This window comes from Rhodococcus sovatensis (genome assembly GCF_037327425.1).
GTDB classification, from domain to species: Bacteria; Actinomycetota; Actinomycetes; order Mycobacteriales; family Mycobacteriaceae; genus Rhodococcoides; species Rhodococcoides sovatense.
In genome coordinates, this window is the sequence record NZ_CP147846.1 from 3,855,303 (window position 1) to 3,880,491 (window position 25,189).

A 25,189-nucleotide genomic window follows, 5' to 3' on the forward strand; every position below is an offset into this window, starting at 1 on the left:
GGCTCATCCCCGCGTCCGCGGGGAGCACGGCGTGACAGTAGCGCTGCGAGCACGACCGCTGGGCTCATCCCCGCGTCCGCGGGGAGCACATGAACGAGACGCCGCGCATCTTCTGCCACTCGGGCTCATCCCCGCGTCCGCGGGGAGCACAAGGACATCGGCGACCTTCTCACCGGTGGCCTGGGCTCATCCCCGCGTCCGCGGGGAGCACTTTAACCGGTAGGAGGGTAGTTCGGAGGATGTGGGCTCATCCCCGCGTCCGCGGGGAGCACGCTCACGCTCGAGGACACCGCTGCGGCTCTCGAGGCTCATCCCCGCGTCCGCGGGGAGCACGGGATATGGGTAGCCAGGCGTTCCGGTTCCCGGGGCTCATCCCCGCGTCCGCGGGGAGCACCTTGGGCTCGAGCTCCACGATGCGCGCGCCTTGGGCTCATCCCCGCGTCCGCGGGGAGCACGTATCCGCCCTTCGGCGCGTCTGGCGCGTGTGGGGCTCATCCCCGCGTCCGCGGGGAGCACCTCGAACTGCTCAACCTTCCAGTCCCAGCCGAGGGCTCATCCCCGCGTCCGCGGGGAGCACGCGCCGAAGTCGTACGCGGTCCGCTCGATACCGGGCTCATCCCCGCGTCCGCGGGGAGCACGTCCCAGGTACGCCCGTCATCCGGCTTCGGGAGGGCTCATCCCCGCGTCCGCGGGGAGCACGGACGATCTCGATTCCGTCCTCGTCGACGTCGGGGCTCATCCCCGCGTCCGCGGGGAGCACCGTTCCGCGACCACGACGAAATCGGTGCCCAAGGGCTCATCCCCGCGTCCGCGGGGAGCACTTCACGACAGCATCGATGCCACGGAAGTTGAAGGGCTCATCCCCGCGTCCGCGGGGAGCACTCCGTCCAGCCTCGGCCGTTCCAGACGAGCGTGGGCTCATCCCCGCGTCCGCGGGGAGCACAGCTACGGCACGAGAGTCGCCGTGATGTAGGTGGGCTCATCCCCGCGTCCGCGGGGAGCACGTGTCGAGCCAACCTTCGACAGCGGCCTGCGTGGGCTCATCCCCGCGTCCGCGGGGAGCACAGTGCGATGCGGTGCGCCGCTAGGGCTACAGTGGGCTCATCCCCGCGTCCGCGGGGAGCACGCTCGAGTGCCGCGGCCCGTTTGTCGACTGGCGGGCTCATCCCCGCGTCCGCGGGGAGCACCTCACCTCGACCGGCGTTGCCACGTGCTACCTGGGCTCATCCCCGCGTCCGCGGGGAGCACACGGAGGGGGCTGGAACGACTGAAGGAGTCCGGGGCTCATCCCCGCGTCCGCGGGGAGCACTCCACGACAGGTGCCAGCCCATCCCCTCTGGCGGGCTCATCCCCGCGTCCGCGGGGAGCACGTCCGTTCACCTATTCGGCGAACCGGATTGAGGGGCTCATCCCCGCGTCCGCGGGGAGCACGTTCTTGAACGCCGACAGCATGGGCGCGAGTCGGGCTCATCCCCGCGTCCGCGGGGAGCACCGATCGACACGACAGATGATCGATGCCGGTCTGGGCTCATCCCCGCGTCCGCGGGGAGCACGTTGTTGAGAATGGGATCTACGAGCGTGCAGCAGGGCTCATCCCCGCGTCCGCGGGGAGCACACTTCGAGCGCGTCGGCGATTGACTGGATGGTGGGCTCATCCCCGCGTCCGCGGGGAGCACGGCAACAGCGGCTGGAAGCAGCTTGGAGACGAGGGCTCATCCCCGCGTCCGCGGGGAGCACGTCGTCGTTGACGGGTCCGATGACGGCGTCAGGGGCTCATCCCCGCGTCCGCGGGGAGCACGACTACCGGGACGTCGACATTCGCACCATCCTGGGCTCATCCCCGCGTCCGCGGGGAGCACGTCGCGGCTCGTAATAGGTGGGTGCATCCGTTGGGCTCATCCCCGCGTCCGCGGGGAGCACCGGTAGTTATCGTGGCCATCCCGATCAGCCTCGGGCTCATCCCCGCGTCCGCGGGGAGCACGACCTGTACGACGCGGCTCGTGTGGCGGCTGAGGGCTCATCCCCGCGTCCGCGGGGAGCACTTCGTCATCAACGGGATCATCTACCCGGCCACGGGCTCATCCCCGCGTCCGCGGGGAGCACTCGATCGCGGAGTCCACCTCTCTCGGCGCCACGGGCTCATCCCCGCGTCCGCGGGGAGCACATGCTGGCCGCGACACCTTTGGCCACGGTAGCGGGCTCATCCCCGCGTCCGCGGGGAGCACCGCTGCGCGATCGAGCGCCTCGGATGGCCCGAGGGCTCATCCCCGCGTCCGCGGGGAGCACGCTCGGCCGTCAAAGCCAACATCGCTGCCTGCGGGCTCATCCCCGCGTCCGCGGGGAGCACAACCAGCAGTGAGCTGTACCTGTCCGCCCGACGGGCTCATCCCCGCGTCCGCGGGGAGCACGCTGCCGCCGCGGCCCTGGCGGAGGCCAGCGAGGGCTCATCCCCGCGTCCGCGGGGAGCACGTATCGACCGTCACCGTCATCTTGCGGGGTGTGGGCTCATCCCCGCGTCCGCGGGGAGCACTTCGCCACGTGAATGAACATTAGCTCCATGCAGGGCTCATCCCCGCGTCCGCGGGGAGCACTAGGCATCTTCGTCCACGGGTCACGGTCTTGCGTGGCTCATCCCCGCGTCCGCGGGGAGCACAACGGACTCTGGCCTGCCGCGTCCAGCCACTTGGGCTCATCCCCGCGTCCGCGGGGAGCACAATGCCACTGTGCTCGAACGGCTCCTGGCGGAGGGCTCATCCCCGCGTCCGCGGGGAGCACGCGGCCATCGATTGGCTCGACGCGAACTCGGAGGGCTCATCCCCGCGTCCGCGGGGAGCACGCGCGGGAAGTCGAGAAGCGGTTCCGTGCGGAGGGCTCATCCCCGCGTCCGCGGGGAGCACACACCGTCACCGACGTTCTGACCATCCTTGATGGGCTCATCCCCGCGTCCGCGGGGAGCACAGAGTCGTCGCCACACCTTCCGCGATAGTTCCGGGCTCATCCCCGCGTCCGCGGGGAGCACAAAGCCTGCGTTGATGGCTAATTGCGCAATCTGGGCTCATCCCCGCGTCCGCGGGGAGCACTCTGTGATCGACGCGAACGCCGATTTGTTTCCGGGCTCATCCCCGCGTCCGCGGGGAGCACCCAACCGAGAGGCCGGCTGAACTGTTGTTGGCGGGCTCATCCCCGCGTCCGCGGGGAGCACTTGTCCAAGGCACTCGCGTTTATCTACTGATCGGGCTCATCCCCGCGTCCGCGGGGAGCACCTGCGTCGGATTCGGAACACCAGTCGGTTCCAGGGCTCATCCCCGCGTCCGCGGGGAGCACCTGCTCGGTTTTCAGGAACAACGTCTTGCTGTGGGCTCATCCCCGCGTCCGCGGGGAGCACGTCATCGAAATCGATGACGACGGTACTCGCCCGGGCTCATCCCCGCGTCCGCGGGGAGCACTCCGAAAGTTCGGCGATCACAACGGGTTCAAGGGGCTCATCCCCGCGTCCGCGGGGAGCACCACTCATTTATGCTACCGCCTTTATCGCTGTTGGGCTCATCCCCGCGTCCGCGGGGAGCACTTGGCGGCTACGGGACAGCAACAGCCGGTGGTGGGCTCATCCCCGCGTCCGCGTGGGTACTTTTTCATGGCCACGGACACGGGGAGCACGCTTTCATTTCAGGGGTACCGGCATCACCACCGGGCTCATCCCCGCGTCCGCGGGGAGCACAACCAGCAGTGAGCTGTACCTGTCCGCCCGACGGGCTCATCCCCGCGTCCGCGGGGAGCACTCCGAGGGCCGAGGAAGCTACGTCGGTCAGGGGGGCTCATCCCCGCGTCCGCGGGGAGCACTGCTGTCCCCAGATGCAGGCTCGTGCCCGGCTGGGCTCATCCCCGCGTCCGCGGGGAGCACCCCTTGTTCTTGATCAGATACTCGATGCCCTTGGGCTCATCCCCGCGTCCGCGGGGAGCACTACGGCGGGTCGGCTACTGCCACCAGCTTCGTGGGCTCATCCCCGCGTCCGCGGGGAGCACGTGACGTGTGGATCGGTGTAGGTTCGTTCGGCGGGCTCATCCCCGCGTCCGCGGGGAGCACGGGTCCGCTGTTCTCCAAGATCGTCTGTGCCTGGGCTCATCCCCGCGTCCGCGGGGAGCACACTGGGGTGAGTACGTCTTTCGCGTCGGCCCCGGGCTCATCCCCGCGTCCGCGGGGAGCACACCGGCCGGATCAGCGCAGCAACACGAGAGCTGGGCTCATCCCCGCGTCCGCGGGGAGCACATCCGCGACTTCCGTGGTGACGAGTTCCAGGCGGGCTCATCCCCGCGTCCGCGGGGAGCACGCCCAGTGGTCGCCACACCACACGTCCATGCCGGGCTCATCCCCGCGTCCGCGGGGAGCACACGACGGAGTCCCACGCTACGGCGAGAACCTGGTGCTCATCCCCGCGTCCGCGGGGAGCACACCCAGCTCACTTCGCGGGGACTGTCCGACCCGGGCTCATCCCCGCGTCCGCGGGGAGCACCGCAGCTCTGCGTTCCCGCTCCGCGTGCAGATGGGCTCATCCCCGCGTCCGCGGGGAGCACTGGGCCGCATCGTGGACGTGTGGGATCCCGTCGGGCTCATCCCCGCGTCCGCGGGGAGCACAGCACCGTGAAGAACCACACGGTCACGGCCTCGGGCTCATCCCCGCGTCCGCGGGGAGCACGGCGTGAACGTACCCGCCAGCTTGAAGTTGCGGGGCTCATCCCCGCGTCCGCGGGGAGCACGTCGCGGTTCGACCACTTCCCGCTGGCCATCTGGGCTCATCCCCGCGTCCGCGGGGAGCACGGCGGCGCCGCCCGTTTCGACATGGCATCACCGGGCTCATCCCCGCGTCCGCGGGGAGCACACGAGTATCCGACTACCCGCCGATGGTTCCACGGGCTCATCCCCGCGTCCGCGGGGAGCACCGAGTGGCTCCACCGCGCCGTTGACCGGGTTGGGGCTCATCCCCGCGTCCGCGGGGAGCACGACTCCAGCGCCATGGCTGGATCCGTGGACGAGGGCTCATCCCCGCGTCCGCGGGGAGCACGCGATCTCCTCGGCTTGAGTCTTACCGTCGCGGGGCTCATCCCCGCGTCCGCGGGGAGCACCGGTGGCCGTCGATCACGGAGATGTCCGGGCTGGGCTCATCCCCGCGTCCGCGGGGAGCACGCGCCAGCAGGGATCACAGTCACGATCTGCCCGGGCTCATCCCCGCGTCCGCGGGGAGCACACTTCGATGTCGGAGCGGTACCCGGTGCGGGTGGGCTCATCCCCGCGTCCGCGGGGAGCACCTCTGGGGTTCGATGGCAAGGCCTCGGCTGGTGGGCTCATCCCCGCGTCCGCGGGGAGCACGTCGTGGGTCACGATCGCCGGGCGCGCGATACGGGCTCATCCCCGCGTCCGCGGGGAGCACTTGCGGTGACGTTGCCGAAGCTGGCGACGACCGGGCTCATCCCCGCGTCCGCGGGGAGCACGCGTAGCTCGCCCACACACCAGGCCCGGTGATGGGCTCATCCCCGCGTCCGCGGGGAGCACCCGCCACGGCGCCGAGAAGTTCGATGCCACCCGGGCTCATCCCCGCGTCCGCGGGGAGCACTCGCGTTCGCTATGGCTCGGGATTCGGGGCGGGGGCTCATCCCCGCGTCCGCGGGGAGCACTCGGTCTCGAACTTCACTCTCAGCGGAATCTCGGGCTCATCCCCGCGTCCGCGGGGAGCACCAAGTGGCGAGGAAAGCGATAACTCGCGTTATGGGCTCATCCCCGCGTCCGCGGGGAGCACCCTTTGTTCTTCACCAGGTATTCGAGCCCGGTGGGCTCATCCCCGCGTCCGCGGGGAGCACACCGACATCGGTTGGCGCATGGAGGAAAACACGGGCTCATCCCCGCGTCCGCGGGGAGCACGGTTGGATCACCGCTGCGGTCCTGCACGCGGTGGGCTCATCCCCGCGTCCGCGGGGAGCACTGATTGAACACCCACGCAATGTCACCGACGATGGGCTCATCCCCGCGTCCGCGGGGAGCACCGGGATTCCCTCGGGTGTAGTCCACCGCCCATGGGCTCATCCCCGCGTCCGCGGGGAGCACAACTGCGGCATGAACGCGCTCTGGGGTCTGGCGGGCTCATCCCCGCGTCCGCGGGGAGCACCGACAAGGGCAACGAGACTTCGAGGGCTCGGTGGGCTCATCCCCGCGTCCGCGGGGAGCACGAGGGCTACCTCAAGGACAACTGGCGCGAGATGGGCTCATCCCCGCGTCCGCGGGGAGCACCTACCTGCGCGCCCTCGCGCACGAAGCGCTCGGGGCTCATCCCCGCGTCCGCGGGGAGCACAGGTGCTGAACATCCGACTTCCTCGCGGTGGCGGGCTCATCCCCGCGTCCGCGGGGAGCACTCGTCGGACAACTGCAACGTGGTCTTATGACCGGGCTCATCCCCGCGTCCGCGGGGAGCACGTAGCCATGCTGCACCTGCGCGACGACACCACGGGCTCATCCCCGCGTCCGCGGGGAGCACGAGATGATGCTCTCGCGCAGGCCGAAGAGCCAGGGCTCATCCCCGCGTCCGCGGGGAGCACCAGTCCGTCACAGACCAGCGGGGACGACCGCCGGGCTCATCCCCGCGTCCGCGGGGAGCACGAGGGTGTGCTCATCAAGCGCAGCGGTCCACTGGGCTCATCCCCGCGTCCGCGGGGAGCACTATTCGATCGTGTCCGACTCGGTGCCTCGCACGGGCTCATCCCCGCGTCCGCGGGGAGCACTTCGCGGCCGGCACCGACGTCGACCGCACTCGGGGCTCATCCCCGCGTCCGCGGGGAGCACGAGATCGCGAACGTCGTGCTCGAGCAGTTCGGGGGCTCATCCCCGCGTCCGCGGGGAGCACGTGGTCGGATTCAATGCCGATACCCGTGAGGTGGGCTCATCCCCGCGTCCGCGGGGAGCACTCCTGATAGAGCATCTTGTGCTGCTCGGTTATGGGCTCATCCCCGCGTCCGCGGGGAGCACTCAGGTTGTCGTTGTGATCGAGGGTGTGATTCGGGCTCATCCCCGCGTCCGCGGGGAGCACACGCCCTCGATCAGTCGACGAGCGTCGTCGTTGGGCTCATCCCCGCGTCCGCGGGGAGCACCGAACAGGAGCAAGGATGGCGTCGAGTACGTCGGGCTCATCCCCGCGTCCGCGGGGAGCACGTCAAGAACCTGCAGTCCAAGTGGGCCGGCCAGGGCTCATCCCCGCGTCCGCGGGGAGCACGCCAAGATCACCATCCGTCCTGACCTCTCTCGGGGCTCATCCCCGCGTCCGCGGGGAGCACCACCAAAGGGATCGCAATGATCGCGCACACACGGGCTCATCCCCGCGTCCGCGGGGAGCACGCGGGCTCCGATCGGCACTACGGGCACGAGCAGGGCTCATCCCCGCGTCCGCGGGGAGCACGTCGAAGGCGGCTCGAATCCAGCCGACGGCGAGGGCTCATCCCCGCGTCCGCGGGGAGCACTACGCCTCCTCGTAGTCCGTCTCGGCGTTGAAGGGCTCATCCCCGCGTCCGCGGGGAGCACAAGTGGGGGCGGGTTCGACTGTTGCGACCACCGCGGCTCATCCCCGCGTCCGCGGGGAGCACGTCGCCGGCAATCTCGACGTCAACGCCGCGATGGGCTCATCCCCGCGTCCGCGGGGAGCACCACATGACGGCTATGGATCCGTTCTACCGCGGGGGCTCATCCCCGCGTCCGCGGGGAGCACATGCAGCCATGTGGCTGTGGAATAACGCGATCGGGCTCATCCCCGCGTCCGCGGGGAGCACGTCACTCCCGAATTCCTCTTCGGCCGAGGCGTGGGCTCATCCCCGCGTCCGCGGGGAGCACTCACTGATTTCGCGTCAGATGTGACGTTCAAGGGGCTCATCCCCGCGTCCGCGGGGAGCACCCGTTCGGCCAGGGACCGGTCATCGTGTTCTCGGGCTCATCCCCGCGTCCGCGGGGAGCACCGGTGGTGGCGTACATTTCATTCTCCCTTTGTGGGCTCATCCCCGCGTCCGCGGGGAGCACGAGCGAGTCCTGCCACGCCTGAATGCCTTCGAGGGCTCATCCCCGCGTCCGCGGGGAGCACCTTTCACGCAGGCAGCTCCCGCAGGCCAGGCTGGGCTCATCCCCGCGTCCGCGGGGAGCACCGTCGACGGCGGCGGAAGCGAAGAGGGGGCCGGGGGCTCATCCCCGCGTCCGCGGGGAGCACGCGACGCCGCGGTTCGACTCGGGTGAGTGTGCGGGCTCATCCCCGCGTCCGCGGGGAGCACACTCGATCCCGGGTGAAGCTCGACGACATCGCCGGCTCATCCCCGCGTCCGCGGGGAGCACGGTGGCAACCAGGCCATCGTCGAGGAGTCGTTGCGGCTCATCCCCGCGTCCGCGGGGAGCACAGCCAGCGGATCATCGGCGGGGATTTGCCGTCGGGCTCATCCCCGCGTCCGCGGGGAGCACCTCCAGCGTGCGCTGGACTGGGTCAACAACCTGGGCTCATCCCCGCGTCCGCGGGGAGCACTTGCTGGAGAACAAGGACGAACTCGTCGCGTTGGGCTCATCCCCGCGTCCGCGGGGAGCACTCTGTCTTCGCGGCACCGAGGCCATCAGGCCAGGGCTCATCCCCGCGTCCGCGGGGAGCACTTCAATGCGGCGGCGTCGGCAGTGCAGACTGCGGGCTCATCCCCGCGTCCGCGGGGAGCACGCGACGGCCGAACAGCTCGGCGAGCTCGCACGGGGCTCATCCCCGCGTCCGCGGGGAGCACCGGTGGGCGGAAGGCGAAACCGGCAAAGAAGCGGGCTCATCCCCGCGTCCGCGGGGAGCACGAACGCAAAGCCGTCGACGAAATCATCCGACTGGGCTCATCCCCGCGTCCGCGGGGAGCACCACCCCGCCGCTCGGCCCTGATTGTCAGGACAGGGCTCATCCCCGCGTCCGCGGGGAGCACTTCGCTGCCGTCGCCTGCAGGAAGTGTCGGCCGGGCTCATCCCCGCGTCCGCGGGGAGCACCTCCTGGATTGGTCCGACCCGCGCGTCCTGCAGGGCTCATCCCCGCGTCCGCGGGGAGCACGTGGTTGCCGTGTTGGCTGTCGTCGCGGCGCCGGGCTCATCCCCGCGTCCGCGGGGAGCACAGAGGGGGTGGGCGTGTCGGTTGCAGCGGATCGGGCTCATCCCCGCGTCCGCGGGGAGCACCGCAGCCTTCGACCCGTTCGCACGAACCAGCCGGGCTCATCCCCGCGTCCGCGGGGAGCACGGCACCGTCGATCTGAGCAAACTCATGCCTCAGGGCTCATCCCCGCGTCCGCGGGGAGCACTTCTTCGCTGACATTCTTTCTGCAGCGCTCATGGGCTCATCCCCGCGTCCGCGGGGAGCACTCCCTTGTCGCGAAGAAGTGCGTACGCCCGCGGGGCTCATCCCCGCGTCCGCGGGGAGCACACCAGCGGAGGCGGCACAGGACGCCGTGCAGGACGGGCTCATCCCCGCGTCCGCGGGGAGCACCTCGGCGAGAGTCCGCAGCTCTGGTACCGTGCGGGCTCATCCCCGCGTCCGCGGGGAGCACCAACTGATCCTGCGCCGACAACCGGACAGACAGGGCTCATCCCCGCGTCCGCGGGGAGCACTTTCGTCACCAGATGCCTCTGCCTCCGGCGCCGGGCTCATCCCCGCGTCCGCGGGGAGCACGTCCTCGGTGGTGTAGCCGTCACCGAGGGTGAGGGCTCATCCCCGCGTCCGCGGGGAGCACGTCGCCGTCGTCGAGGGCTACACCGTCCCGAAGGGCTCATCCCCGCGTCCGCGGGGAGCACGCGGCTGCCATGAAGACCGACCCACCGCACGTGGGCTCATCCCCGCGTCCGCGGGGAGCACTGGACTGTCGGGCCGTTGCCAGATTGACGGCTGGGCTCATCCCCGCGTCCGCGGGGAGCACTGCCCCGCGTTCGACGAGGCGCGCGCGGGCGCGGGCTCATCCCCGCGTCCGCGGGGAGCACACGCACACCCCGACGATGGGTGGCTCGTGACCGGGCTCATCCCCGCGTCCGCGGGGAGCACCGGAGAACGATCCGGAGGAACATCCGCGGCCGGGGCTCATCCCCGCGTCCGCGGGGAGCACCGGCCTTGTGGACAAGTCACAGCGAGCGCTCCGGGCTCATCCCCGCGTCCGCGGGGAGCACTACTACCGCAAAGTCATCCCCGCAGCGGAGCCGGGCTCATCCCCGCGTCCGCGGGGAGCACACGTACGACGGAGATCGGCCGCCGACCAAGATGGGCTCATCCCCGCGTCCGCGGGGAGCACGGCCCCACTCCCGATGCCAACGGCAACCAGTGGGGCTCATCCCCGCGTCCGCGGGGAGCACGCGAAATGCGGAGCACCGTCGACGATGTTCAGGGGCTCATCCCCGCGTCCGCGGGGAGCACCTCCTCGAACGTTTCCTCCGGATCGAGCACCCGGGCTCATCCCCGCGTCCGCGGGGAGCACCCCGGCTGGCGGCTCTCGCGTGAGGAGGTCCAGGGCTCATCCCCGCGTCCGCGGGGAGCACCTCTCCGCATCAGCTGTCAATTCCACGAATGGGGGCTCATCCCCGCGTCCGCGGGGAGCACTACCGGTGAAGCGCCGCGGGCGATCACCCGCCCGGGCTCATCCCCGCGTCCGCGGGGAGCACAAGCATCACTACACCTCCACTCAGGTGCTCTCGGGCTCATCCCCGCGTCCGCGGGGAGCACTCCGACGTGGTTGCGGCGGCCTGGGAGTCAGGGGGCTCATCCCCGCGTCCGCGGGGAGCACATCCCCATCGGCACAGATGTGTGTCACCCCTTGGGCTCATCCCCGCGTCCGCGGGGAGCACTTGCCGTCGCCGAGCTGCTCCCATCCCTCGAAGGGCTCATCCCCGCGTCCGCGGGGAGCACGCGTATGCGGAACCGTATGAGGTAGCCAACGCGGGCTCATCCCCGCGTCCGCGGGGAGCACCCGGGTGTGTCGATCCTGCACACCGCGCACGAGGGCTCATCCCCGCGTCCGCGGGGAGCACAAATACGCCTGTGCGGCTGCAACCTCGGGCTTGGGCTCATCCCCGCGTCCGCGGGGAGCACTGCCGAGCTGTGACCAGCCGTTGCCGACTGTTGGGCTCATCCCCGCGTCCGCGGGGAGCACAACGTCGTCGCACCATTGATGCGGCGAGCGACGGGCTCATCCCCGCGTCCGCGGGGAGCACAACTCGGCTTGGTTGGTCAACTCTTCCGGGTCGGGCTCATCCCCGCGTCCGCGGGGAGCACTCAGGGCTCGGAACCGTCGACGACTTTCCGAGGGGCTCATCCCCGCGTCCGCGGGGAGCACAATCCCTCCGCCACCGCCAAAGCTCCCCACCTGGGCTCATCCCCGCGTCCGCGGGGAGCACCTGAGGAGGACCAGTGAGCGCGCAGTATCACTGGGCTCATCCCCGCGTCCGCGGGGAGCACCAGTGGAGGGCGGTGTCGTCGTCGACGGTCCTGGGCTCATCCCCGCGTCCGCGGGGAGCACGTCGTCGAACTGTCCGGTGGCCCGTTCGACGTGGGCTCATCCCCGCGTCCGCGGGGAGCACGTATCTACGTTCGTTCGTACGTTCGTACGTACGGGCTCATCCCCGCGTCCGCGGGGAGCACACGCCGTTCGCCTTCGCGACCCACACGTTGTCGGGCTCATCCCCGCGTCCGCGGGGAGCACTCATCAGCTCTCACCGCATCCACGGCCGACGAGGGCTCATCCCCGCGTCCGCGGGGAGCACGGTTACCGACACTGGGCGGCGTGCCTGGCAGGGGGCTCATCCCCGCGTCCGCGGGGAGCACCGTAGAAGCGCGTCCATATCATAGTCGGCCGCGGGCTCATCCCCGCGTCCGCGGGGAGCACGTTCGTCGGACGCAGCGCCGGGGTCGAATTCGAGGGCTCATCCCCGCGTCCGCGGGGAGCACCGGATTGGCGACCAGGGGCAAGGGCACTGGTGGGGCTCATCCCCGCGTCCGCGGGGAGCACGCGAGGTCCGTCCTGCCGAATCCGAATTCCCCGGGCTCATCCCCGCGTCCGCGGGGAGCACGTTGGTGATTCGCTGCGCGAGGGTGTCCATCAGGGCTCATCCCCGCGTCCGCGGGGAGCACTTCGAGGTCGGCTCGGTATTGCGCCTCTTGCCGGGCTCATCCCCGCGTCCGCGGGGAGCACATCGCGCACTCTCGCACCGACGTCGAAACCCTGGGCTCATCCCCGCGTCCGCGGGGAGCACTAGAGGGTCAGAGCTTCTCCTCGGGCGGTGGTGGGCTCATCCCCGCGTCCGCGGGGAGCACGTCCGGGTCGGGCGGGAGCAGCCTGTTTCCGAGGGCTCATCCCCGCGTCCGCGGGGAGCACATCCGCGCGAAGAACCCTTCGATCCCTACATCGGGCTCATCCCCGCGTCCGCGGGGAGCACCATCGCAGACGAGACCCATACATCGGCCACCCGGGCTCATCCCCGCGTCCGCGGGGAGCACTCAGTGGTGTCGATGTTCTGACTGCGTCGGCTGGGCTCATCCCCGCGTCCGCGGGGAGCACGTGCAGTTGCCACCGGACACTCCGATGGAACTGGGCTCATCCCCGCGTCCGCGGGGAGCACTTCATGCCGATCTGGCGTGCGAGTTCGGCTGCGGGCTCATCCCCGCGTCCGCGGGGAGCACCGGATACAGCGACCAGTCGGCGAACTCGCGGACGGGCTCATCCCCGCGTCCGCGGGGAGCACTACCCGTGACTACGTGTGTTCACGGTCGGACCGGGCTCATCCCCGCGTCCGCGGGGAGCACTCCCATGCAACTGCAAAGCCCGTCGCCGCGCCGGGCTCATCCCCGCGTCCGCGGGGAGCACCACCCCGAACGGAATGCCTGACAGGCGAGCCCGGGCTCATCCCCGCGTCCGCGGGGAGCACAAGGACGAACGTGTCCCGCTCCTCACTGCCGGGGGCTCATCCCCGCGTCCGCGGGGAGCACCCGCCGACCGGCTCGAACGTGACCGTGCCGGTGGGCTCATCCCCGCGTCCGCGGGGAGCACCTGCGCACCTACATTGCGCGCTTGCTGCGGGTGGGCTCATCCCCGCGTCCGCGGGGAGCACCTGCAATCGGAGATCAAGCCAGACGTCCTCGTGGGCTCATCCCCGCGTCCGCGGGGAGCACCCGGATCGGTTGTCGTAGTTCGCGAGCTGCTCGGGCTCATCCCCGCGTCCGCGGGGAGCACTTTCGCGAGGGTGGCGATGCCATTGGCGTTGAGGGCTCATCCCCGCGTCCGCGGGGAGCACTCGACATCCCCTTCGAAGGCCCGCTGACCGGCGGGCTCATCCCCGCGTCCGCGGGGAGCACGGCATCCCGAACAGGCTGCGGCCTTCGAACTCGGGCTCATCCCCGCGTCCGCGGGGAGCACCACCATGACCCAACCGACCGACCCGTCCTCACGGGCTCATCCCCGCGTCCGCGGGGAGCACGCCGAGATGAAGAAGGCGAACCTGCCCGGCGCGGGCTCATCCCCGCGTCCGCGGGGAGCACACTGCTCGGTGACACCGCAGGCGATTTCATCGGGGCTCATCCCCGCGTCCGCGGGGAGCACCCGAAGACTGCCGACCTGGTTCAACCGGGTCCGGGCTCATCCCCGCGTCCGCGGGGAGCACCCGCCGACGCGCTCGAGTGCGGCTGAGAATCGGGGCTCATCCCCGCGTCCGCGGGGAGCACGCACAGGCGAATCTCATCATCCGATCCGGTCCGGGCTCATCCCCGCGTCCGCGGGGAGCACAACGCCAATTGCTCCGGTGTGTTCCCGGACCCGGGCTCATCCCCGCGTCCGCGGGGAGCACATGTATCGAATGGACGAGGAAGTGGTCACCACGGGCTCATCCCCGCGTCCGCGGGGAGCACCCGAGGACCAGATCCGTCGGACCCGAGGACACGTTGGCTCATCCCCGCGTCCGCGGGGAGCACGGGAGCCATCCCCGTTCGACGCGATTCGTCGTGGGCTCATCCCCGCGTCCGCGGGGAGCACACCGCGACCATCGAGGGCATCGCGCCGTCGTGGGGCTCATCCCCGCGTCCGCGGGGAGCACATCGAGCTCGGCACGATGTACCCGAAGGAACAGGGCTCATCCCCGCGTCCGCGGGGAGCACCCCTGCGACACGAGGTACTCCGCGGCCGACCCGGGCTCATCCCCGCGTCCGCGGGGAGCACGCCCGGGTCAACGTCGGAGTCAACGACGAGGAGGGCTCATCCCCGCGTCCGCGGGGAGCACGACCATTGTTGCCGTGAGCTGGATGATCAACCGGGCTCATCCCCGCGTCCGCGGGGAGCACAAGAGCAAGCGCGGCCCGGCACTGGCGCGCTTGGGCTCATCCCCGCGTCCGCGGGGAGCACTCTTGCTGACCAGGGGAAATTCCTGATCGAAGTGTGATTCTGAATCACTTCCTACGCGTCTGGCCGATTTTGACGTGCCCGCGCCTTACGGTACCGGCTCGCCTTACTCCAGCCCGCTCGAGGCTTCGCAGCCGAGTCAAGAGACTCGCCGGTGTGTGGTCGACGAACGAGTGAGACCCCGTCGATATCCACTGGTTCCCACTCGTGTCGGTGAACCAAAAAATCCAACCGTTGCTCATTGCGTGCGGGAAAGACCATGATTGCGCGTCCGTCCTTGACCAGTTCAATGCAACGCTGCCACAGCAATTCTCGTACCCGTCGCGACAGGACACCGACAAAGACCCCGGGACTGATCTCGAGCAGCCAGCGGGTGAGGTGGCCGCGCAGGCCGGCTGGACACGCGGTGACGATCAGAATCACCATGGGACGTCGAAATCTGTCTCGTCGTGAGACTGCCCACTGGCCACGGCCCCGGTCTTGTCATCCCACAAATACACGACATCGGCTTCCCATTCCGTCGATTCATCCTCATCGCCAGGAACAAGCAGCGCCTTGACATCGTGCGCGCATCGCGGCAACAACTTCTCCGCGTAGATCAAGTCCCGGATTTTCCTGCGAGTTACCGCGGCTACATCGTCCACCTGCTCCGCGGCAACATCGAACGCTACCGGAATCGCAAACTCTGCCTTGTACAGGTCTGCGATGTCGTAAACGAACGATCGATCATGTCCGGTATGAACGAAACCGAGCCCGGGCGAACAACCCAAGGCCACGATCACCGCATGCGCCATCCCATACAAGCAGGTTGTTGCCGCCGACAGCGCCTTGTTGACCTCATCGCCAGCGGCGAAATCGTTCGGGTCGTAATCCCGACGCACCCATTCCACTCCGGTTCGTTCAGAATGCTCCCGATAGCTCTTCCGAACTCTCGCTCCCTCCCTACCTCGTAGTTGCTGCATCGTGAGCTCCGAGGTGTCCTCACCAGGGAACCGCATCGCATACATCGCGCGAGCAACGGCCAGTCTGGAGTCCCGCATCGACACTGCCCTTGCCTGAGCGTCGAGCAACCTGCTTGTTCTGCCCAACGGACGACCATGTGCGTAATACCGCACACCCTGCTCCCCGACCCACACACACGTGGACCCGGACTCTGCCATCAAGACCATCGCCTGGTGCGTCACCCGGGTCCCCGGGCCGAGGAGAAGAGCACCGATGGACGCCGTCGGAATATGCACCACGCCGCGCTCGTCTGTCGCGGTAATGGCATTGCCGTCGCGGTGCACGGTGCATCGCTCCAAGTAGATGAACGATATTCGATCAGCGACGCGAACAAGCTCACTCGGTCTCGTGGGTGGCGGACCCGGAACGTTTCCCATCGGCTAGCCTATTCCCAAGGGAGCCAACGTGATCAATCCGCATCCGTAGGCCTTCGCGCGACCCAGTCCATTCGTCAACACTGAACGCAACAGCACCGGGTCCTCGACCTGCAGCACACCTTCGAACGTAGCAGTCCCGATCGTCACGGAGTGGCCGCCCTTGTTGAACTTCAAGGTCGAACGATCGACGACCCGCAACGCGGCCTCGTGTTGCGGGCCGTCAGGGATCGCAAACCCGCACTTCGCCGCCCGGTCCAGCAACCATGTCTGCTGGTGTTTGACCGTCAGATGTGCGACGGGTTTCGTGTCTCCCCAGGCCTTGTCCGACTTGTAAACACTGTGAACGGGATTTGCACGCAACCGAAACCCCCAGCGCTGGCCCGCCCGCAAGCCTGCAAGGAAGCCTCCATACTCGACGGACTTCCACATCTCACCGGTCTGCCATCCCGCCTGTTCCACAACATGACTCAAGTCTGGTTCAACCGGGCTGACCACGTACAGAGCAATGCCATCGCGGCCCAACTCATCGACCCTCCACAGAGCCCGCCCTTCCGACTCGACGAAGGATCCCGGAGCAAATGCCGACTGAACCGCGGCATGCATGGCTTGTGGCGAGGACAGCAGCTTGACGGCACCACGCCTGCGCCTGTTGAGAGGCATTTTCGACAGGTACATGATCAGGATCCTCCGAGTGCTGCCATAGGGTCGTGTCCACGAATTCGGCTCGAAGGATTTTCAACGTCCATTCTCTCATCCACCACGGTCCTCCATTCGTAGCGACGGTGCCTAGGATCGAAGCTGACAGGGACGTCCTTGACCATGTCCCCTTCCACGCCGTCCATGCCATCCAACGCGATTCGGAGAGCGACTCGCGGGGCCTGTTTCGCGCGGTACCACTCGGCTGCCTGCCAGGGGAAGCGTCGAAGCGATTCCTCCAGTGACTCATCAGAAGTGCGCAGCAGTAGTGGGAAGCTCGGTGGGCACGATCTACGGCCTAGGTAGAGCGGGAATGTCGGGTTTTTCAATGCGCTGCTTAGAGCTTCGATCAAGGAAGACTCCCCCTCCACTCCCGCAACGAAAACGGCATCACTCAAGTAGTAGCGGTACGACAGCGGGAACGTCTTCTTCCCATCAAGGCTTCGGGCAACCTGAAAATCGCGAAGCAAGGAACCAGGTTGATCGACTCGCACACCGAATTTCAGCGAGGCTAGATGCGCGAGTTCGTCCGTGCGACGCAATCCCTGCGCTGCCGCCAACAGGCCGAGCACTCCGCTCTTGGTAGGTTCTTGTTCTGTATCGCGCCGACTGTACCTACTCGACGCTCCCCATGCCTGCATCGGACCCGCTAGGCGAATCAACAATGCGGTCAACGTGACTCACCGATACTGAGCTGCACCGCTTGCTCGATCTCACTGATCAACTGTGCGACGGGGATACGATCGCCGAGCACCGCCAGTGGTTCCGATGCGTCACCGACCGCCACTACCCAGGTCTTCGACGGAGCTGAATACACCTGCGCAATGTCGTTGTATCGGCTCACCAACTGTGTCGACGCCAATTCGACCACGCTGCTACCTTCCGATCTGGAGATCGGATTCTCGAACGCGCCGACGAGGTTGATAGGTTGATCGTCACGTACGGACACAACAACGGCTTCAGGGACCGTTCTATTGGCGAAAGTGTTCTGCTTTCCCGTCGGCATCGACAATGCGAACGACTCGACGAAGGCGGCCGCCGCACGTGCCGTCGCCGCGGAGTCGCCGAGATTCTTCAGTAGCCCCGCGATATTCACGTTGGCATACCGATACAAGGTGGACGAGTTGAACTCGACGGTACCGATCATTCCGGCACCGGTCTCATGGTCCCGCTCCTGAGCATCATCGACGGCCGTGAAGTAGTCGAACTCTTGCTCGACGGCTTGAACACTGATCGCGTGCGCCACCTGCGCTGCGGCATCGACGTTGAGTTCTGCATCATCGGCCACCATCCGACCGAATAGTGCGATATCGATGCTGTGTTTCGACTGAAGCACCGCCTTCACTGCCTTGGCATCGAGCTTGCCCTCTGACACACGGGCAGCGACAGCCATTTCTGCTAGCGCCTGGTACTGACCTGCACTGAGAAACAACAGGTATCCCGATTCGTCGGGTAGCGGTGGCGCGTCCTTGGGGGTGACCTTCGCGGGTTTGGGTGTCGCCAGCTTGATTCCGGCAGCCTTGAGTATGCCGCTGGCCAGCTGTTGCGCCTCGGTCTTGTCAATACCCTGGTCGACACCAACGATATGCTCGCCGAGGAGATCGGCCACACGTTTTGTTCGGTGTCCGATGTCGCTGGTACTCAGAGTCAAGTTGAATCGCTTGCGCGTAGCCCGTTTCCACGCCTGACTCGACACTCGTGCTCGTCGAACACCGCCGTAAGTTGCCGATTTGGGACTGCCCGTGTCGTCCCGGTTTATATTGCTCGGCGGCACAGACTGAATGATGTGAATATCCAAGTAGGTCATACCTTTTCAAGCCCCTTCAGAGTCGGTCGTCGAAGAACCGTTTTGTAGAGAATTGGGTGTTGCATCAGGTTCGGTGCTGGCTACGCGCGCAAAGGTTCGTCCCCAACGGAGGCGGACGTACGGAGCAAGCACGGGATCCTGCAGCTGCCGCAGGTCGATGGCTAGTTTGCCGTAGTCCAGCGGCTCATCTGCTGCCCGCAACAAGGCAACAAGCGATCGGAGGTGATGGGTAACTCCGGCACGCGTCTGCGCAAGCGACACGGCCTGAAACCTAGAACGAAGTGGATTGGCTTTGTCGCGCTCCGACGCGGGCACAAGTTTCTGAACCGCTGTTCCCAGGGATACACCAATCTTGTGAACAGGCGCTTCCTTGGACTGCTGATGCAGGGCATACAGCGTCATCGCCTCATGGACAGCGAATTCCCACTGGGACGGCCCTTCTCCGAATCGCAGACCGTCCGGCAGGGATCCGACAGTGTCGTCCCATATCTCAGGCACAGTACCCGGTTCGGCCAACACCGCACGACGCAACCGCGCCAAACGCGCATCTATGTCCGGGTGTCGGAAGCCGTCGCCGCGCCGGGCCTGAATGACGCCGATTCGGCCAATCACAGCCTTGTGCAAGGACTCGTCGCGGGTTGTGTGCGACTGTTTTTCAATCATGAAGCTTTCCTCTCACTGTCGAAAGCATTAGGCAGCGCTTTACGAAGTGCACTCCAGAAGAAGCCAGACGCGATCGCGGAATCGAGCCAACGATCTCTGACCAACCTTCCCTGGAAAGCCGCCGTCCCGGAATCTCCGATCAACTCACGTCCCGCGTTCGAGACGATGGATCGAACTTGTTCTTGCCAGTTGTCCAGGAAATCCTCCATGTCCTCGGACATACCGAGGTCTGCGACCCACCGCCGAAATGGCTGGTCCAGTAAGAAGAACCCACGCCCTCGTGCGGTGCTTCGAGGACCGTCAGCCGGACCACCCGCCGCTTCCGCCAGATTTCCGGCCAGTTGCACCAAAGCTGCCACCGCCCGATCCGCCGCCTTGACGGCATCCGCTGCGTACTGCCGGTGACTGCCGGTCCGTCCGAACAGAGCGACGCGTAGCTGCAGATAGTCGTCGACGGCAGCACCGATCACACTTGATTGGGTGATGTACTCGAGTGCAAATGCATGGGGACGCACAACATCGGACCCCGCAAGCACGCCGCGCCCGAGGAGGAGGTCGAACCAGTCCGACGTACCCGGTGCAAGATCCTTTGTCTTTCCCGGCGCAGGAGCGGTGTCCGCCAGCAGTCCTTCCATGCCCCGCCACATGGCACGGTCCGGGCTGAAAGTCTTGGGGAAGTATCGAGGTTCCCCGAACTTCTTGGACTGCACCTCGCTGAAACGCCAGCGAGTCATGAACTCGAAGGCTTGACGGTTGTGCGATTGGATCGGGTCGCCGTTGCCCACCAGTACGCCGACTGCGAATCGGTTCTCGTACCTGACATGGATGCGACGGCTTTGCCATGTGAGCAGATCGACAGGGCCGGAAGGGGGTCCATCCACGCGTTCACCGACACCACAGTGAGGTCGTTCCCAGACCGGCAGGTCCTGGGCCAGCACGGTAGAAGCATCGCTCGTCTTGACCACGGTATTGAGCATCAGCGTCTCGAACAGACTCTGTCCCTCGAAAAGAACCCCACCCAACTGGCCCGCCCATGCCACCCCGATCGGGTATCCCTTGCCGGATTTTGTCCGGGGATCTCGCGGATCCCCAGTTTTGATTCCGGAGAAATCGAATGCCTGGCAGTGGACAACCCACCTTGCGGTCTCGGCAAGGCTCAGCGTCGATGCTCCCGATCCTGCTCGAGTGGTGAAGTACTTCTCACCCGATGGTACGTCGCTGATCAGCAACGAAATCGGCTTGTAATCACCCTTGTTGGACTCGAAACTCGGCACTTGGTAGAAAGGCTCGACGGGGTCGAGTAGGTCGAATCGCGTCCGGACTCCGGCGAGGTATCGCTCGATCTGCTCGGCAGGAAGGGCTCCTGTGTCCCAGATTCGTGTCCAGGTACCGACGGGATCGTCACCCCACTCAACAGCGCGACGGACTATGGCTATCAGGAGTCGTTGGATCGCGAACGCCTGCGTCGGGACGTCACCCAACACCGCCGCTATGCGCCGACTACCACCAAGAACACCACCGATCGACATCGCGTGAGAACTTCCGTCCACAGCTCGGACGGGTATCCACGGTTCATCTACCAGATTGAAGGACACCTCAGTCGCTGTCATGATTTCTCGTTGCTTCTGTTCACCACAAGTCCTTCGATTGGGTCGTAGCGGATATCGAACCCAAGCAGCGTCGTCGCCATTTCACCGTCCAGCTCCACAACTAGTTCGCCTGCAAGCCATTTGGACTCCTGCCATCCGCCGTACATCTGCCGCTCAAGCAGGTCGATCGTTTGGTCGACTATCCCTGGATGGGTGAACTCGCGAGGAAGTTTGACCGATCCGGTCAAAACCCTCCGCGCGAGCGCATCCTCCGGTGGAAACGTTGTGCCGACAGGCCCACCTCCGCACTGGTCCAATAGATACACCTGACCACCGACAGACTTCGTGAGCAGAACGTCGACACCCTCCTCTGTGTCTCGGACCTTCGCCTGCCCCCGAGCGTCATCTACCTCCCCTACGTTCTGCTTGAGCCAGTCGACCAGCGTCGGGTTCTCCGACGGTTGCCAAATTCGCCAGGTCGACGCGCGGCTTTCCAGTTCGGCCACCTTCACTCGGAACGCAGTCTCCGCCGCCGCTCCCGCGTCAGCCCACCCCGTCGGCCACGTGAAGTTGTCGTCGTACGCAGCTTGTACGAGTGAGGCAATCTCCGACGGCAAAGTCACTGCATTCTTGCCAGCCAGGACTGCGAGCGCGCGCATCAGGTGGAGGTCTCCGTAGATTCCGCGTGACTGCTGTATAGCCTGAGGAGGTTCGTCCGACCACTCTTCAACCCCCGCAATCAGCAACCGCGGAGCGGACAGCGCTGCAGGACGCCCCCGAGAATGTCGGTGAAGTCGGCCGATTCGTTGAAACAGCAGGTCGACGGGTGCCAGGTCGCTGACCATCAGGTCGAAGTCCACGTCGAGGGATTGTTCGATGACCTGCGTTCCAACGACAATTCGCAGGTGCGGCCGCCCGCCCGTCCTGCCGAGCTCCGAGACCAGCCGACTTTCCAGATCAGCGCGGTGCTGCGCGACAAATCGAGAATGGACCAGAATGACGGAACCAGGGAAGTGCTCGGCCAAGGCACGAGCGGTCTCCTGAGCGCGTCGCACTGTATTCCGCACGATTCCCACGCAACCGCCATCGACCAGGTCGCGCTGCAATCTCGCGACCAACGAGCCGATACCGTCGTCGAGTCTCTCGATCTCGACAGTGACGGGCGACGACGTCGATTCGACCTGGATCACCCGGCGAGTGCCATCGACAACGGTTACTGAGGGATAGCCGATGTCGCCGGCCAGTTGAACATCGTCACCGCTCCATCCGCGGCCCTTCTCGTATGCGTTGACCAATGCAATACGCTGGCCTGCGGGCAGAGTAGCAGAGAGAAGAATTACTGGGACCCGATATGCGCCAAGCCATTCGAGTACTCTTATCAGATACTGCATCATGTAGACATCGGCGGCATGAACTTCGTCGACGACTACCACCTTGTTCACCAGCGCGAGGTGACGCAACGCGAGATGCCGCGCCTTGAGGCCAGCGAACAGCAACTGATCGATGGTACCCACTGCAAATTCCGCCAGCAGTGCTTTCTTGCGACCTGAAAACCAGTGATGAGCAATGACTTCCGTCGTAGACGATCTGTCGCCCACCACCACGTCGCGACCGATGTCGGTGAATTGGCTCCGTCGCATCAACCCGCGGTACGAATCCTCGAGCGAGGCCTTCCCATGGGCGAGCGTCAGGCTCGATACCGCGTCGGGGTCCTGATGCTCGATCCAGTGCTTCACCCGCCTGAACATCGCATTGGAGGTTGCCATCGTCGGCAACGCGACGAGAACCCCACCCTGGCCGAACTTCTCGGCCAAGTATTCCGATGCCGCGAGCGCCGCCTCCGTCTTCCCGATGCCCATAGGTGCTTCCACGACCACCAGCCCAGGCTCGGCCATTTCTCGGGCGGCCTGAACAACAGCCCTCTGCACCGAATTCGGTGACGCCCCCGCAGGGAGGTCGAACCGAGCATGGGCCAGTTCATCGATTGTCGACGGCGGTGCGGCCCGCCAAGGCGGCGGAAGATCGAGCTTGTTCCACGCAGCGGCAGCTTCCTCGACGGATTCTGAGCGATGTCCCAACGAAAAGTAGTCGCTACTGGCGATCCAGTCGGCGACGATCACGAACCCCGTCCACAGGACCTGCTGCTGGGGCGATAGAGGATGCTCCCTCCAAGAGTCGAAGAACTGATCTGCCCCGGTGAGCTCAGAGACGTGGCCGATCAGCTCGTTGCGCGTAGTGCGCCACTCCGGACCGCCGTAGTGGCGCGGCAATTCGTCATCTCGGAGCTGCGCGAGGGCTGGCGGTACACCGTGATGTCCACCGGCGACTACCGCGTACGAACTTGCCACTCCTCTACCCCACCCGCGAGCTTCGAAGTAGCTTCGGATCGCACGATGGCTCACCAGAGAGTGGGGCACTTCGGTGCGAAATAATATCTCTGAGCGCATCTTCAGGCCGGCATCGCGCATCTGGCCCGCAAGCACCGGAACTTGCACTGCGAACGCGGGCGACAGTTTTCCGACGTCATGAGTCCCAGCGAGCCATTGGGCCAATGCCCGCGTCTCGACCTCGGACGCTCCGCCGGAGAGGAACGTCTTGGTCGAGGCCGGAAGCCAGTCATCCCACAGATGCGCTGCAATTGCAGCCGCATCCTCACTGTGGCGAACCAGCGACAGCGACTCGTCGGTATCGAATCGAAATTTCGCCCAAGCACTCGACAACATGCCACTGACCACAGGACCCCCCGGTTTGTCCGATTCAAGTGACCGTAGACAACGCATGCCCCCGATCCGTGCAACCGCCCTCCACCTTCACGCCGTGTCGCGAGGCGCTCCACCGCGTCCGGCGTACGACAGCCTCGGCACACAGGTCGCAGCTACTCCACCGAGGAGTTGACGAGCATCATCGGCCTATGAATCAAACTTCTAAGTTATGTAAGGTACGCAAGTTACAGCACGGACACCGCATCTACCCCGTATCCGCGGGGAGTACGCAATCAACCAACCCTCCAAGGGTTTATCCCACGTCCTAGGCGGGAGGTAACACAACACACAGTCTACCGACACGGTCAGCACGGGATGGGCCTCGCTGCTCGATCACACCGCCGTCGAGTCCGGGACCGACTTCCCCTCCCCTGCCCAACTCGAAGTTATGCGTAAGATCCGCCGAAATCTGTACACGACTTCGAGTTCGGCTAGCCAGTCCTAAGACCGTCCAGCTACTCCTCCGGCTCCGTCAGCCCTTCGCGCTCGTCGCGCTCGGCCCATTCGAGCAGCGGCTCGATCGAGAACACCGCATCGTCTATGCCCGCGTGCAGGTCCCCCAGCTCGGCGAACCTGGCCGGCACCGTGAAGATCGTGAACTCGAGCGGATCGACGTCGGGTATCTCGCCCCAGGAGATCGGTGTCGAGACGGTGGCTTCCTGATTTCCGCGGACCGAGTAGGCGCTGGCGATGGTGTGATCGCGAGCATTCTGGTTGTAGTCCACGAACAGCTTCGTCGGGTCACGGTCCTTGCGCCACCACGTCGTGGTCACCTCCTCCGGCGCGCGACGCTCTACTTCGCGGGCGAAAGCCAGTGCGGCCCTGCGTACATCCTTGACGCCGTACACCGGGTCGATTCGCACGTAGATGTGCAGGCCATGTCCGCCCGAGGTTTTCGGCCATCCAACCGCACCGAGATCGTCGAGCACGTCTTTCACGACACCTGCGACCCGTCGGACGCGGTCGAACGGGCAGTCAGGCATCGGATCGAGGTCGATGCGCCACTCGTCCGGCTTCTCGACGTCGGCCCGTCGGCTGTTCCACGGATGAAACTCCACAGTGGACATCTGCACTGCCCAGGCCACGTGTGCCAACTCGGTGACGCACAGCTCGTCGGCCGTGCGGTTGTAGCGCGGGAACGTGACCCGCACGGTCTCGAGCCACGGCGGCGCGCCGTTGGGCACGCGCTTCTGGTGCACCTTCTCCCCTGCCAGACCCTTGGGGAAGCGATGCATCATGCAGGGGCGCTCCCGAAGGGCGCGCACGATGCCGTCACCGACGCTGAGGTAGTAGTTCACCAGATCGAGCTTGGTTGCCCCACTCTCGGGGAAGTACACCCGATCCGGGTTCGAGATCCGTACGATGCGGTCACCGACCGGTAGTTCGATCGCAGGTGAGCTACTGGCCATGAACCGAGCCTAGGTGACGGCAGGCTTGTCATCCGCACTATTCGGGTACTGCCGAAGGACCATCAGCATCGACACGAGGAGCACCGTTGATCTTCATCACCGCCAAGTTCAAAGTGAAGCCCGAGCATGCCGACAACTGGCCTGAGATCTCACGCGACTTCACCGAAGCCTGCCAGGCCGAGGAAGGCTGCCTGTGGTATTTCTGGTCGCGCACTCTCGACGACCCCACCGAGTACGTCCTGGTGGAGGGTTTCAAGGATCCCGATGCCGGTGCCACACACGTGAACTCGGCGCACTTCAAGCAGGCCCAGAAGGATCTCCCGCAGTACCTGCAGGAGACGCCGAAAATCATCAGCCAGGAGGTCGACGGGACCGACTGGAACGAATTGGGCGAACTCGCAGTCGAATAGCGTCGGAATCGGGTGCATCCGACCGCGCTGAGCGCGGCCGGATGCACCCAATTCTCCTGACCGAGGCCCCTTCC

The 25,189-nt window shown here is 66.4% G+C and carries 10 protein-coding genes and 2 CRISPR repeat arrays (1 of these 12 running past the window's edge); of the genes, 1 reads left to right on the plus strand and 9 read right to left on the minus strand.

Going from position 1 to position 25,189, the window contains the following annotated elements; all coding sequences use genetic code 11:
* A CRISPR array of direct repeats spans positions 1–3,569; the repeat unit is 29 nt; unit sequence GGGCTCATCCCCGCGTCCGCGGGGAGCAC; it begins 1,465 nt to the left of the window's first position.
* 120 nt (positions 3,570–3,689) lie between these two features.
* Positions 3,690–14,403: direct repeats of the CRISPR family, unit length 29 nt; unit sequence GGGCTCATCCCCGCGTCCGCGGGGAGCAC.
* A gap of 51 nt (positions 14,404–14,454) precedes the next feature.
* From cas2e to ligD, 9 genes are all read right to left on the minus strand, one after another.
* Positions 14,455–14,826, minus strand: coding sequence for a type I-E CRISPR-associated endoribonuclease Cas2e (gene cas2e / locus WDS16_RS17910; RefSeq protein ID WP_338886544.1), 372 nt, complete (start codon positions 14,824–14,826; stop codon positions 14,455–14,457).
* A complete protein-coding gene (gene cas1e, locus WDS16_RS17915) occupies positions 14,820–15,779 on the minus strand; it encodes a type I-E CRISPR-associated endonuclease Cas1e (RefSeq protein ID WP_338886545.1) in 960 nt (319 codons plus the stop codon). Before cas1e ends, cas2e begins: the two co-directional genes overlap by 7 nt.
* Before the next feature lie 3 nt (positions 15,780–15,782).
* The gene (gene cas6e / locus WDS16_RS17920; protein ID WP_338886546.1) at positions 15,783–16,454 is read right to left on the minus strand and encodes a type I-E CRISPR-associated protein Cas6/Cse3/CasE; all 672 of its coding nucleotides are present in this window, start codon (positions 16,452–16,454) and stop codon (positions 15,783–15,785) included.
* Positions 16,455–16,456: 2 nt separating this feature from the next.
* On the minus strand, positions 16,457–17,149 hold the full coding sequence (cas5e, locus tag WDS16_RS17925) for a type I-E CRISPR-associated protein Cas5/CasD (RefSeq protein WP_338886547.1): 693 nt from the start codon (positions 17,147–17,149) through the stop codon (positions 16,457–16,459).
* The gene (gene cas7e / locus WDS16_RS17930) at positions 17,146–18,282 is read right to left on the minus strand and encodes a type I-E CRISPR-associated protein Cas7/Cse4/CasC (protein ID WP_338886548.1); all 1,137 of its coding nucleotides are present in this window, start codon (positions 18,280–18,282) and stop codon (positions 17,146–17,148) included. Before cas7e ends, cas5e begins: the two co-directional genes overlap by 4 nt.
* A 6-nt stretch (positions 18,283–18,288) precedes the next feature.
* Positions 18,289–18,945 (minus strand): type I-E CRISPR-associated protein Cse2/CasB, encoded by a 657-nt coding sequence (gene casB, locus WDS16_RS17935; protein WP_338886549.1) that lies wholly within the window; start codon positions 18,943–18,945, stop codon positions 18,289–18,291.
* Positions 18,942–20,555: a type I-E CRISPR-associated protein Cse1/CasA gene (casA, locus tag WDS16_RS17940; RefSeq protein WP_338886550.1), complete on the minus strand. Its 1,614-nt coding sequence runs from the start codon at positions 20,553–20,555 to the stop codon at positions 18,942–18,944. The genes casB and casA overlap by 4 nt, the downstream gene beginning before the upstream one ends.
* Positions 20,552–23,257, minus strand: coding sequence for a CRISPR-associated helicase Cas3' (cas3, locus tag WDS16_RS17945; protein WP_338886551.1), 2,706 nt, complete (start codon positions 23,255–23,257; stop codon positions 20,552–20,554). Before cas3 ends, casA begins: the two co-directional genes overlap by 4 nt.
* A gap of 494 nt (positions 23,258–23,751) precedes the next feature.
* Positions 23,752–24,705 (minus strand): non-homologous end-joining DNA ligase, encoded by a 954-nt coding sequence (gene ligD / locus WDS16_RS17950; RefSeq protein ID WP_338886552.1) that lies wholly within the window; start codon positions 24,703–24,705, stop codon positions 23,752–23,754.
* Between the two features lie 86 nt (positions 24,706–24,791).
* Here ligD and WDS16_RS17955 point away from each other — a divergent pair, with 86 nt between their 5' ends.
* On the plus strand, positions 24,792–25,115 hold the full coding sequence (locus WDS16_RS17955; protein WP_338886553.1) for a putative quinol monooxygenase: 324 nt from the start codon (positions 24,792–24,794) through the stop codon (positions 25,113–25,115).
* Positions 25,116–25,189 lie beyond the last annotated feature (74 nt).

Bases quoted from the DNA above. Each gene is read 5' to 3' on its own strand.
- cas3 (WP_338886551.1), bottom strand. From the start codon at position 23,257: ATGTTGTCGAGTGCTTGGGCGAAATTTCGATTCGATACCGACGAGTCG.
- casB (WP_338886549.1), bottom strand. From the start codon at position 18,945: ATGATTGAAAAACAGTCGCACACAACCCGCGACGAGTCCTTGCACAAG.
- ligD (WP_338886552.1), bottom strand. From the start codon at position 24,705: ATGGCCAGTAGCTCACCTGCGATCGAACTACCGGTCGGTGACCGCATC.
- cas6e (WP_338886546.1), bottom strand. From the start codon at position 16,454: ATGTACCTGTCGAAAATGCCTCTCAACAGGCGCAGGCGTGGTGCCGTC.
- cas2e (WP_338886544.1), bottom strand. From the start codon at position 14,826: ATGGTGATTCTGATCGTCACCGCGTGTCCAGCCGGCCTGCGCGGCCAC.
- cas7e (WP_338886548.1), bottom strand. From the start codon at position 18,282: ATGACCTACTTGGATATTCACATCATTCAGTCTGTGCCGCCGAGCAAT.
- casA (WP_338886550.1), bottom strand. From the start codon at position 20,555: ATGACAGCGACTGAGGTGTCCTTCAATCTGGTAGATGAACCGTGGATA.
- cas1e (WP_338886545.1), bottom strand. From the start codon at position 15,779: ATGGGAAACGTTCCGGGTCCGCCACCCACGAGACCGAGTGAGCTTGTT.